The sequence below is a fragment of the Stenotrophomonas sp. STEN240 genome, from assembly GCF_056756175.1.
Genome location: NZ_JBRRBO010000012.1, coordinates 13,099 through 25,319, shown reverse-complemented (window position 1 = coordinate 25,319; position 12,221 = coordinate 13,099). Strand labels below are relative to the sequence as shown.

Annotated in this window: 9 protein-coding genes; 1 reads left to right on the top strand and 8 read right to left on the bottom strand. The window is 64.6% G+C overall.

Annotation, left to right across the window (positions count from 1 at the left end):
- Nucleotides 1-38: 38 nt before the first annotated feature.
- From ACVOKO_RS07535 to ACVOKO_RS07520, 4 genes are all read right to left on the bottom strand, one after another.
- Entirely contained in the window at nt 39-1,472 is a 1,434-nt protein-coding gene (locus ACVOKO_RS07535; RefSeq protein ID WP_346498316.1) for an efflux transporter outer membrane subunit, read from the bottom strand.
- Nucleotides 1,466-2,203, bottom strand: coding sequence for an SDR family oxidoreductase (locus ACVOKO_RS07530; protein ID WP_346498315.1), 738 nt, complete (start codon nt 2,201-2,203; stop codon nt 1,466-1,468). The genes ACVOKO_RS07535 and ACVOKO_RS07530 overlap by 7 nt, the downstream gene beginning before the upstream one ends.
- Before the next feature lie 125 nt (nt 2,204-2,328).
- Nucleotides 2,329-5,499 (bottom strand): efflux RND transporter permease subunit, encoded by a 3,171-nt coding sequence (locus ACVOKO_RS07525; RefSeq protein ID WP_346498314.1) that lies wholly within the window; start codon nt 5,497-5,499, stop codon nt 2,329-2,331.
- Nucleotides 5,500-5,606: 107 nt separating this feature from the next.
- Nucleotides 5,607-6,761, bottom strand: a complete 1,155-nt coding sequence (locus ACVOKO_RS07520) for an efflux RND transporter periplasmic adaptor subunit (RefSeq protein WP_346498419.1) — start codon at nt 6,759-6,761, stop codon at nt 5,607-5,609.
- Nucleotides 6,762-7,316: 555 nt separating this feature from the next.
- On the opposite strand from ACVOKO_RS07520, the gene ACVOKO_RS07515 reads away from it, so the two are divergent.
- The gene (locus ACVOKO_RS07515) at nt 7,317-8,339 is read left to right on the top strand and encodes a LysR family transcriptional regulator (RefSeq protein WP_346498313.1); all 1,023 of its coding nucleotides are present in this window, start codon (nt 7,317-7,319) and stop codon (nt 8,337-8,339) included.
- 99 nt (nt 8,340-8,438) lie between these two features.
- On the opposite strand, the gene ACVOKO_RS07510 is transcribed toward ACVOKO_RS07515, so the two are convergent.
- The 4 genes from ACVOKO_RS07510 to ACVOKO_RS07495 all read right to left on the bottom strand — a co-directional run bounded on the left by ACVOKO_RS07510 (nt 8,439) and on the right by ACVOKO_RS07495 (nt 12,209).
- Nucleotides 8,439-8,918: a hypothetical protein gene (locus ACVOKO_RS07510; RefSeq protein WP_430980732.1), complete on the bottom strand. Its 480-nt coding sequence runs from the start codon at nt 8,916-8,918 to the stop codon at nt 8,439-8,441.
- 210 nt (nt 8,919-9,128) lie between these two features.
- Nucleotides 9,129-9,737, bottom strand: coding sequence for an inorganic diphosphatase (locus ACVOKO_RS07505; RefSeq protein WP_430980729.1), 609 nt, complete (start codon nt 9,735-9,737; stop codon nt 9,129-9,131).
- 4 nt (nt 9,738-9,741) lie between these two features.
- Nucleotides 9,742-11,130, bottom strand: coding sequence for a purple acid phosphatase family protein (locus tag ACVOKO_RS07500; RefSeq protein WP_430980728.1), 1,389 nt, complete (start codon nt 11,128-11,130; stop codon nt 9,742-9,744).
- Nucleotides 11,127-12,209 (bottom strand): NHL repeat-containing protein, encoded by a 1,083-nt coding sequence (locus ACVOKO_RS07495; RefSeq protein WP_346498416.1) that lies wholly within the window; start codon nt 12,207-12,209, stop codon nt 11,127-11,129. The genes ACVOKO_RS07500 and ACVOKO_RS07495 overlap by 4 nt, the downstream gene beginning before the upstream one ends.
- Between the last annotated feature and the right edge of the window lie 12 nt (nt 12,210-12,221).

Genomic DNA, 12,221 nt, shown 5'->3' with positions numbered 1-12,221 from the left:
TGCCGCAGGCAGCCGCCCATCACCGCCGAGCGCGAGCACTAGCCCTTGGTCGCGCCCACGCTGGCGGTTGCCACTGCAGACGAGGGCCGGCTGTCGCCGCCCAGCGCCTTGTAAATCCCGACCACGCCAACATTGACCGAGGCCTGCGCCTGCGCCAGTGCGTCGTCGGCCTGCAGCTTGTTGCGCTGTGCATCCAGCAAGGCCAGGAAATCCTCCGAGCCCTCGCGGTATTGCAACTCGGCCAGTGCTGCCGCGCGGCCGGCAGCTTCGGCCTGGTCCACCACGATGCGCAGGCGCGCCTGCTCCTTGGCGTAGCGCGTCAACGCATTCTCGGTATCCTCCAGCGCCAGCAGCACCGCCTTCTCATACTCGGCAGCGGCACCATCGGCCTGCGCCTTGCTGGCGCGCAGGCGCGCACGTACCGTGCCGAAATCGAACGCTGCCCAGCTGATCGATGGCGTCAACGACCACGCCTTGTTGTTGCCGTTGACCAGACCATTGGCATTGCCACCGAGAAAGCCGACGAAGCCACTCAGGCTGATGCGGGGAAACAGATCCGCGGTGGCCACGCCCACCCGCGCGGTTGCGGCAGCCAGGCGGCGCTCGGCCATCCGTACATCGGCACGCTGGCGCAGCAGGTCACTGGTATCACCCAAGGGCAAGGCCTTGGCGAACGCGGGTATCTCGCGCGGCTGCAGCAGTGCATCCAACGTGCCCGGACGCTGCCCCAGCAACACTGCCAGACGGTGACGCGACTGCACTTCGGCAACTTCAAGCAGTGGAATATTTGCTTCGATCGCCTTCAAGCGCGCGCGGCTGCTCTGCACATCCAGTTCGCTGCCTGCGCCGAGCTCGAGCCGGGTTTCGGTCAAGCGCTGGGTCTCGTGCAGATTGACCAGGGTGTCGCGGGCGACCGCAATCCGCTTCTGCGAGCCACGCAGCTCGAAGTAATTGCGCGCCACCTCGGCAGCCACCATCACCTGCGCATCGGCCAGACTGTCACGCTCGGCGCCCAGATCGGCGCGTGCCGCTTCGGCCGCACGCCGCTGCCTGCCGAACAGATCCAGTTCCCAGCCTGCATCGAAGCCGAGCTGGTAGGTTTCGGTAAAGACGCGCTCGCCGCCGACCAATGGATCGGGCTGCATGCGTCGATCCTGACTGCCGCCTGCGGTGACGTGCGGCAGCTGGTCCAGACGCTTCTCGACGAAGACTGAACGCGCCGCACGTACCCGTGCCAAACCAATCTGCAGGTCCAGATTGTCGCCTAGCGCGTCGTGCACCAGCTGCTCCAATACCGGGTCACCAAACTGCGCCCACCAGCTCGCCACCGGCGTTTCGACAGAGAATGCAGCGTCGCTTGCGCCGTGCAGGCTTACCGGCTGCATGGGCGGTGCCTTGTAATCCGGGCCAACGGTCATGCAGCCGGCCAGCAGAGCGCTCGCCATCGCGGTTACCAGAATGCGCGTTACCATGGCAGCACCTCACCCAGGTAGCTGAAACTTCCGGTCGGGCCATCAGCGCCGATCAGCGCCATGGCTACGCTGGTACGTGCACCCTCGGCCACGTCCATTTCACCCTGACCAGCGTTCATGTCGGTCTTGACGTAACCCGGGTGCACCGCGTTGACCTTGATCGGGCTGTGGCGCAGTTCATGTGCCAACTGCAACGTCCAAGCATTGAGCGCGCTCTTGGAAGCGTTGTAGGCCGGCGCCAGGAAACCGTAGATCGCTGAGCCCGGCTGCGCATGCAGGGTCAGCGAAGCCAGGATGCTGGACACATTGACGATGCGGCCGGCCGGTGCCTGGCGCAGCAGTGGCAGCAAGGACACGGTTACTTCAACCACGGCGAACAGGTTGGTATCGAAGGTACTGCGCCAGACCGCCTGCGACTGCCCGCTGGCGCCTTGCTTCAGGTCATCGATCAACACGCCGGCATTGTTGACCAGGATATCCAGGCGACCATGCCGCTGCTGCACATGTTCAAACGCCACCGCGATGCTGTCCGGATCATTTACGTCGAGCTGTATTGCCTCCACCGGCAGGCCTTCGGCCTGCAGTTCCAGCGTGCGTGCAACGGCAGCCTGATAGTTGCGCCCGGCCAGCAGCGTATGCACGCCTGCGCTGGCCAGCTGGCGCACGGTCTCAAGCCCGATGCCTCGGGTGGCGCCGGTGACCAGTGCGATTTTTGTGCTTGGGTTGTTCATTGCTTGTCCCTTGGGGAATGAGTTGATGCCGCGCGGAACTGGGTCATGCCGCAGCAGCATTCCAGTCGTGGCCGAATGGCGCGGGAGGCAGATAACTACCGCCTCCCGCTGCCGCTTATCCGGCCTCAGTGATGCAGGGTTGATTCACCGTGCTGGACCAGCTTGCTATGGCCATGGCGCGACATGAACTTGCGCAATGCCACATAGAACACCGGGGTCAGGAACAGGCCGAACAAGGTCACGCCCAACATGCCGGCGAACACCGTGATACCCGTTACCGAGCGCACCTCGGCACCTGCGCCATGCGAGAACACCAGCGGCACGGTGCCGGCGATGAAGGCGATGGAGGTCATCACGATCGGCCGCAAGCGCAGGCGACAGGCTTCAAGTGCGGCCTCGACGATGCCCTTGCCGCCCATCTCCAGCTCGCGGGCGAACTCGACAATCAGGATGGCGTTCTTACATGCCAGACCCATCAGCACCACCAAGCCCACCTGCACGAACACATTGTTGTCACCGCCGGTCATCCATACGCCGAACAAGGCCGACAGCAAGGTCATCGGTACGATCAGGATCACCGCCAGTGGCAACGACCAGCTCTCGTACAGCGCCGCCAATACCAGGAAGGCCAGCAGGATCGACACCGGGAACACGATGAAGGCAGCCTTGCCCTGGGTGGCCTGCTGGTAGCTCAGGTCGGTCCATTCGGTCACCATGCCGGCCGGCAACACCTGCCCTGCGATTTCGGTGAGCTTGGTCATGGCCTGCGCCGAGGACAGCATGCGCGGGTCCGCTTCACCGGCCAGATCGGCCGCCGGGTAACCATTGAAGCGCAGCACCGGGTCCGGGCCATAGGTTTCCTTGATGGTGACCATCGAGCCAATCGGCACCATCTCGCCGCGGTCGTTGCGGGTACGCAGCCTGCCGATGTCTTCCACGCTGTCACGGAACTGGCCATCGGCCTGCGCGATCACCTGCCAGGTACGCCCGAACTGGTTGAAGTCGTTGATGTACGCCGAACCCAGGTAGGTCTGCAGCGTGTCGAACAACTCGGTCAGCTGCACGCCCTGCGCCTTGGCCTTGACCCGGTCAACCTCCGCGTCCAGCTGCGGCACGTTGGCCTGGTAGCTGGTGATCGGATAGGCCATGCCCGGGGTCTGCGACACTGCACCCTGCATGCCCTGCAACGCATTCTGCAATGCGCCGTAACCCAGGTTGCCACGGTCCTCGATGAACATCTGGTAGCCGTTGCCGTTGCCCAGGCCCAGGATCGGCGGCGGCATCATCGAGAAGGAGAAGCCCTCCTTGAGGCCGGCGATCTTCTGGTTGATCTCGGCATTGATCTGCGCGGCGGTACGGCCGTGGCGTTCACTGAAAGGCTTGAGCGGAATGAAGGCCACACCGGTGTTCGGCGTATTGGTGAACTGCAGGGCATTCAAGCCGGGGAAGGAAATGGTGTGGGCGACACCCTCGGTTTCCTGGGCGATCTTTGCCACCTTGCGCAACATTGCATCGGTACGCGCAACCGAGGAACCTTCCGGCAGCTTCACACCGGCGATCAGGTACAGCTTGTCCTGGGTGGGAATGAAGCCCGGCGGCACCAGCTTGAAGATCAGCCCGGTACCCACCAGCAACACCGCATAGACCACGAACACTGCACCGCGACGGCCAAGAATCGACGCGACGCTGCGCTCATACTTCTCCGAGCTGGTCTTGAAGAAGCGGTTGAACGGACGGAATATCCAGCCGAACAGCTTGTCGATCACCCGGCTCGGTGCATCCTTGGCCGCACCGTGCGGCTTGAGCAGACGTGCTGCCAGCGCCGGCGACAGGGTCAGCGAGTTGATCGCCGAGATCACCGTGGAGATGGCAATGGTTACCGCGAACTGCTTGTAGAACTGGCCGGTGACGCCCGACAGGAAGGCCATCGGCACGAACACCGCACACAGCACCAGCGCGATCGCCACGATCGGACCGGAAACTTCCTTCATTGCCTGGTGCGCGGCGGCGGTTGGCGACAGGCCTTCCTCGATGTTGCGTTCGACGTTTTCCACCACCACGATCGCGTCATCGACCACGATGCCGATGGCGAGCACCAGCCCGAACAGGCTCAGCGTATTGATCGAGAAGCCCAGCAGGTACAACGCCGCGAACGTGCCCACCACCGACACCGGCACCGCGATCAGCGGAATGATCGATGCGCGCCAGGTCTGCAGGAACAGGATCACCACCAGCACCACCAGCGCGATTGCCTCCAGCAGCGTGCTTATCACAGCCTTGACCGAATCACGCACGAAGATGGTGGTGTCGTAAACCGCTTCGTACTTCACGTCGGCCGGGAAGCTCTTCTGCAGCTCGTCCATCTGGCCGATCACCGCGTCGCGGATATCCAGCGCATTGGCACCGGGCGACTGGAAGATGCCGATGCCGACGGCGTTCTTGCCATCCAGCTGCGAACGCATGGTGTAGTCGCCCGCACCCAGCTCGATGCGTGCCACATCCGACAGCCGCACCACTTCGCCGTCGGCACCGCTCTTGAGCACGATGTCACTGAACTCCTGCTCGCTGCGCAGGCGCCCCTGTGCATTGATCAGGGTAAGGAACTGGCTGTTGGGCATCGGCTCGGCACCGAGCTGGCCAGCCGAGACCTGCACGTTCTGCTCGCGCATCGCCCGCACCACATCGCTGGCGGTCAAGCCGCGTGAGGCCACCTTTTCCGGATCCAGCCAGGCACGCATGGCGTAGTCACCGCCACCGAAGATCTGTGCATCGCCGACGCCGGGAATGCGGGCCAGCCCATCCTTGACGTGCAGGCGTGCGTAGTTGCGCAGGTACAAGGTGTCGTAGGTACCCTTTGGCGAGGTCAGGTGCACGACCATCAGGAAGGTCGGCGACTGCTTCTGGGTGGTCACACCCTGGCGCCGCACATCCTCAGGCAGACGCGCCAGCGCCTGCGCTACGCGGTTCTGCACCTTCACCGCAGCCTCGTCCGGATCGGTGCCGGGACGGAAGGTGATGGTCATCTGCAGCACGCCGTCGGAGCCGGCCACCGACTTGAAGTACATCATGCCTTCGACGCCGTTGATGGCTTCTTCCAGTGGCGTGGCCACGGTCTCGGCAATCACCTTCGGGTTGGCACCCGGGTAGACGGTGCGCACCACCACCGATGGCGGCACCACGTCGGGAAATTCACCGATGGGCAGGAACGGAATGCTGACCAGCCCGGCAGCGAAAATCATGATCGACAACACCGCCGCGAAGATCGGTCTGTCGATGAAAAACTTGGAAAAGTCCATGGGGAATTCCTTGGAGAGCCGGCGCCGGGCTGCAGTCGCCCTGCCCGCACCCGCAAGGGCGCAGACAGCGACGGCCGGCAGCCGCGCCGGCAAACGTGGTTGGCGGCTTAGTTGATGCTGCTCACGGCCTGCGGAGGTGCGGCGGCGGCCCGTTGCATGGGCACCGGCTTGGCCTGCACCGGCATGCCGGGCATGAACACCTTCTGCACGCCGTCGACGATGACCTTGTCGCCAGCGGCAAGGCCGTGTTCGACGATGCGCAGGCCTTCGGCGTTGCGGCCAAGCTGCACGTCACGCCGTTCCGATTTGCCGTCCTTGTCCAGCACGTAGACGTACTTGCGGTCCTGGTCGGTCAGCACTGCCTTGTCGTCCACCAGCACAGCCTGGAACTGCCCGCTGCCCAGCAGCCGCACGCGTGCGAACAGGCCGGGGGTGAACTCGCGGTTGCTGTTTTCCAGCAGCGCACGCACGCGGATGGTGCCGGTGCTGCGGGTCACCTGGTTGTCGAGGAAGTCGACCTTGCCTTCGTGCGGGAAGCCGTCCTCACCGCTCAGGCCAACCTTTACCGGCAGGGCCTGGTCGCGCTCGCTCGGGCGCTCGCCGTCGCGTGCCATCTGCGCGTAACGCAGGTAGGTGGATTCGTCGGCGTCGAAATAGACGTGCACCGTATCCAGCGACACCAGCGTGGTCAGCACACTGGCGGCGTCGCCTGCGGTGACCAGGTTACCGGCGGTGACCATCGCGCGCCCGGCGCGGCCGTTGATCGGCGCGCGCACCTGGGTGAACTCCAAGTTGAGCCGCGCGGCATCCAAAGCGGCCTGCGCCGCCTGCACCTGCGCACCGGCCTGATCGGCGCTGGCCCGGCGCTGCTCGGCGGTTTCCGTGGCGATGGCCTGCTGTTCGGCCAGGCGACGCGCGCGTTCGGATTCACTGCGGGCCAGCGTGGCCTGGGTGCGTGCGCGGTTCAACTCGGCCTGGGCGCGGTTGAATTCGGCCTGGTAGCTGCGCGCGTCGATGGTGAACAGCACGTCGCCCTTCTTCACCTCCTCGCCTTCGACATAGTTGACCTTGTCGATATAGCCGGAGACGCGTGGGCGCAGTTCCACGCTCTGCACCGCCTCCACGCGGCCGCTGAATTCGTCCCACTGGGAGATCTGCTTGATCAGCACCGGCGCGACGCTGACTTCGGGCGGCGGCGGTGCGGCGTTTTCTGCGTGGCCGCCACTGCAGGCGGCAAGCACGGCCAGGGTCAATGCCGACATGCTGGCCAGCGCGGCACGTCGAAGCACTGGTGATTGCGAAATACCTTTCATTTCATTCTCCAAGGGGGGAGGTAATCAGGGGACAGAAGGACAACAGCGTCAGCTTCGACATCGCAGCGCCGGCGCCGGATCGCGCGGGCGTTTGCGCTGCACTGCGGGAAGTTGCGAAAACCTTGTGCGGAAAGTGCGCATCACTGTCCCGCCCGCGGAAATTTTTGGACCATCCATGGGACAACGGCGCGCAGCAGCGTGCGCAGGAGGCCGGCTACTGGTCCTTTCGAGTGCGCCGAAGGCAGCCCCGTGGCGACATCCGACAGGGCTTCAAACTGCAGTGGATTCAAGCGATTGCCTGTCATCCCTGCACGCAGAACATTGCTGTACCTGGGTTCGCGGCGGGGCGTAGGCAGGGTCAATGGGGAGCGCATACGCATGGCAACTTGTCCGTCGTGAACACAGGCGTACAAGGTAGGCCTCAAATCCATACTTGATTAGTACGAATTCAAGGGAATAATCATCCCGTCGCCGGCACAATTCCGCTGCCGCTAGGGTTCTCCCATGGCCAATGATCTCAACGACACCCTGATCTTCGTCAAAGTTGTCGAACAGGGCAGCTTCACCGCTGCCGCGCGCCTGCTCGGCCAGCCCAAGACCACGGTCAGCCGCAAGGTGCAGGAGTTGGAAACCCGCCTGGGTGCGCGCCTGCTGCACCGGACCACGCGCCGCCTCGGCCTGACCGAAGCCGGCACCGTCTACTACGAGCATTGCCAACGTATCGCCCGCGAGCTGGACCAGGCCGAGAGTGCCGTCAGCCAGCTGCAGTCGGGGCCGCGCGGATGGTTGCGTTTCACCGTTCCGTATTCGATTGGCACAAGCTGGATTGCGCCACTGCTGGGCCAGTTCCAGAGTGCCTACCCGGACATCCGCGTGGACATGCACCTGGGCAACGAAGCCATGGACCTGATCAGCGGTGAAGTGGATATGGCGCTACGGGTCGGCCCGCTGCCCGACTCCAACCTGATCGCGCGCAAGCTGGGCAGCCTGCGCACCCAGGTATTCGCCAGCCCGGCCTACATCGACCTGCACGGTGAACCGCAGCACCCGGATGAACTGCAATTCCACCGCACCTTGGCAGTGCGCAAGCCGCAACACGGCCAGAACCAGCGTTTCACCTGGGCCTTGGCCGAGCACGGCGGTGACATGCGTGAGTTCACCGTCAATCCCCTGCTGCTGGCCAACGACCCTTCAGCACTGAACGCACCCATGGTCGCCGGCGAAGGCCTGGTGCTGAGCAGCGACGTGATGGCCAAGCCCTTTGTCGAAGCCGGCCTGGTGCGGCGCGTGCTGCCGGGCTGGACCGGCCCGAACTACGACTTCAACGCGGTCTTTGCCGGTGGCCGCCTGGTGTCGCCGAAGGTGCGTGTTTTCATCGACTTCCTGGTCGCCAAGCTCAACTTCGACGCCAACTACATGCTGCTGCAATGCCCAAACGCCAAGCGCCTGGCCGATATCGAGCAGGAATACCAGCAGCGTTCCAAGGCCCACCCCAAGCTGCGCATCGTCGAAGCGCTCAGCGCCTGAGTTGCGCCCCAATAAACAGCAACGGCGCCAATGAAGGCGCCGTTGCTGTTGTGACATCCATCGATCAGGCCGCCTGCCGGCGATGCGCTGCCGGCAAACTCAGTAACCGCGGTAATACGGCCACAACGGTACGATCTGTACTTCCTTGCAGCCGTCATAGCGGCTGCAGCTGCCGAAGTAACCCGGGCCCGAATAACGCTGGCGGGCGTCGCGGTTGTACGGGCTGTTGTAGAAATCCGGACGCGAAAAATGGCCGGAGCCAAAATAGCGGTATGGCGTGGCGCCGATACTGGATTCGCTCTGGAAGTTCTGCGCCAACGCCGGCGTACCGTCGTTGTCCACATAGCCGTTTTCGTTGTCATAGCGAACCAGACGGTAATACACCGTCTCGCCACCCTGCTTGCGGCTGTGCAGCTGCTCCATGCGCCCACCGCCAGCATCGGCGTAAGCCTTGCCGCCCTCGAACAGCACTTCGCTGGGGTTGACGAATTCTTCCTCCAACGGCGGTGCCGCCGCGGCTCCCGCTGACAATGCAACCAACATGGCCGCTACGGCCACCTTGCTCCAAGCCTTACCCATAATGCGCATGACCACCCTCCTTGATTGGGCACCTGCCTCTGACGACAGCCCGCCGTGATCGCCCAGCCAACCCCGTGGCCGGGCCGTCATTGCTTCCAGTTGCCATCACCCAACGCCCGCAACTGCGGCACGCGCGCGATGACACATCGGGACAAATCCGCGTTCATTATAGGGGCAAGCCAAAGGCACAGCCGTGAAGCAGGTCGATACTCAGGGCCTGCCCTGGGCGCGATAGCCGGCCATCGCCTGATCGATCACCTGCCGCGCCTGCGCCGCATCGCCCCAGCCGTTGAGCTGGATGTCCGCCCCACCCGGCAACTGCTTGTAGCTGCGGAAGAACGCCTCGATGCGTTGGACTTCCATCGCCGGCAGGTCATCCAGGTCGTGGACCTTGGCATAGGTTGGATCAACGGCATCTACCGGCACCCCGAGGATTTTCTCATCGGCCTGGCCCTTGTCGCGCATCCGCAGCACCGCCACCGGCCGGAATCGCAGCACCGCACCGGCCTGGACCGGAAAGCGGGTCAGCACCAGCGCATCCAGCGGATCTCCATCGCCGGCCAGGGTCTGTGGCATTGCCCCGTAATTGGCCGGGTAAGCCACCGGCATCGACAGGAAACGGTCCACCTGCAGTTCGCCATGCGCGCCGAACTCATACTTGATCGCGCCACCGGCGGGGATTTCCACCGCCAGCAGCACTTCCTGCGGGGCGTTCTCCGCTTGCGGCAATGCAAACGGATGCAGCACCTGCGCGCCGGCCAACAGCGGCGAAACCGTGGCCAGCAACATCGCACCCACACGCATCAGCACGCGGCTCATCGGTTCATTCCCAACACCGGTCATCGCGGCCCTTCGGCGAGAGCGGCCGCGGGCAATCGCGTTGTGGAATGCGCCCGTCGGTGATCTCGCTGAAGTGCTTGCCGCCCTGTGCGTCACGGCTGATCTGGAACGCGTCATACAGGCGGCCGGTAGCGGTACGCGCTTCGTAGCGTAGGCCCTTGTCGTCCAGCCGCAATACCTGGAACAACTGCGTGTCCTCGGCAGTGGGCTTCATCGTCGCACGCGCCTGCGGCGACAGCCGGTACTGCTTGGGGCCGGCCACCGATGAGATGTACTGCGGCAAGGCGGCTCCGTCGTCGGCGCGGCGGCCGTAGGTGTGGTCGTGGCCCTGCAGCACCAGATCCACCTTGTGCTGCTGCAGGACCGGACGGATCTCGCTGGCAAGTACCGAGGTATCGCGTTCTGCACGCAGCGGATACAGCGGCTGGTGCACGACCACGATATTCCACACCTGCGCGCTGTCCTCCAATACCTTCTGCAGCCAGCTTGCCTGCGCCTTGGCGGTGCCCAGATCCAGCGCCGAGGTGCCATCCAACACCACCACGCGCAGGCCCTGATAGTCGAACCAGTAGGTCGTGCTGGCGGTGGCGGCAGCGCCATTGGCCGGCAGTGCGAAGGTCACCGGCCAGTGCTTGCCGAGCACCCGCCGCTCCTGCGGCGTGTCTTCGAATTCCTCGAAGTACTCGTGGTTGCCGGCCGCCGGGGCGATCGCCATACCCGGCAACAGCCAGCCGCCGGCGGCGAACCACTCGCCCCACTCGTTGTCATCCTCGCCATCGCCACCGCTGACCAGATCGCCGGCAAACAGGGTCAGCCGCGCATCCGGCGCGGTCTGCCAGCCTTGGCGAATGACCCGGCTGACATGACTGAGGTTCTTGTTCTGGGTATCGCCGAAGTACAGCACGGTCAGCGGCTCGCCCGCCGCAGCGGCCGTGCGGAAGTGCTGCCACGCGCTCCAGGTGCCCTGCCCCTGCACGCGATAGGCATACAGGGTGTCGGCCTGCAGACCATCGATGACGGCACGATGATGCTGGCTGTTGCCGTTCTCGGTCTGCAAGGCCTGGCTGCTTGCGCGCAGCTGCCGCACTTGACCCATGTCCGGCGAATCACCGGCCACGGCCAGCTCCAGCACCGGCGGCTGCGCCAGCGGTGCGGTACGCCATGCCACCGCAAAACCGCTGCTTGCGTCCTGTGCCGGGGAGGCGACGATGCGATCCGGGAAGCCACTGGCCGCATAGTGCTGGCTACCCGCCGGCACCTGCGTATTGGGCTCGGCGGCTGGAGCTGCCCCCACCGCTCCAGCCGCGCCGCTCAAAGCTGCGCCGATCAGGGCAGCCAATAACAGCCGCTGGCTCACACGCTGGGCCCTCACTTGCTGCAGTCCTGCGGCAGCGACAACGCCGTGGCGATGTCACGCCAATCGAAGGCCACCACGCCCTGATCGTCATGCACCGCGTACAAGGCGCCCTGCGGGAAGCGCGCCGAGACCTGCTGGCTGTTCCAGATACCGTCGGTGTTGGCCACGGTATTGCCATGGAACGAGCCCACCGGCGCCAACGTCTTTCGATCGAACAGATGGAAGGTGCTGCGCTGCTTCCCCTGCTCGGTGGTGATCCACCAGCCGCCATCGCCGCAGGTGCGCAACATCACGCCTTCGGCCTGCGCCTGGAACAGGCCACGGCCAAAGGTCTGACCGCTGAAATCACCGGCCAGGTTGTAGACCTTGAACTCGCTGGCGTAGGTTTCATCTTCCTCGGCAATCAGCAGACGGTCGTTGGCCGGATCGCCCCAGATCGACTCAACCACGCGCAATGCGCCCTTGGGCGAGCTGTCGCCGATGCTGCGCACCAGCTTTGCCTGCACCGTGCCGCCCTCAATGCTGACGTGATAGCGGCGCACGCGCTCGTTCAAGCGCTCCAGCGCCGGCAGGATGTCGTTGCCGGCCGCATCCTCGCCATCGTCGTAGGAATCGGTGACATACAGGTCATAGCCGCCCTGCACAGGGTTCACCCACAGGCCATAAGGCTTGCGCAGATCGTTGCCCGCGAACACACCCAGCGGCTTGAAGTCCGGCAACTGCAGCACCTGCACGCGGTGGTTGTCGCGCTCGACGATGAACAGCAGATCGTCCTGCACGGCGATGCCGTTGGGGCGATCGAACTGGCCCAATGCCGTGCCGGTGCTGCCGATGTCACGCAGGTGTTTGCCGGTCTGGCCGTCATAGACCACCAGCTTGTCGGTGGCCTTGGCGGTGGCGATCAGCCACAGCTGGCCGTCGGCGCCGCGCCAGCTGGCCGGCGAATCGATGTTGTCGGCCGGCGTCATCGGGGTCAGGAAGGCTTCCGCCACCAACTTCGGCGGCGCGGCGGTGGCGCCTTCGGCAAGATCGGCGGCGGTCGGCGGCGTCGCCGACCGCGGTGCCGGGTGACAGGCACCGAGCACCAGCGCCATTGCCGTGCAGAG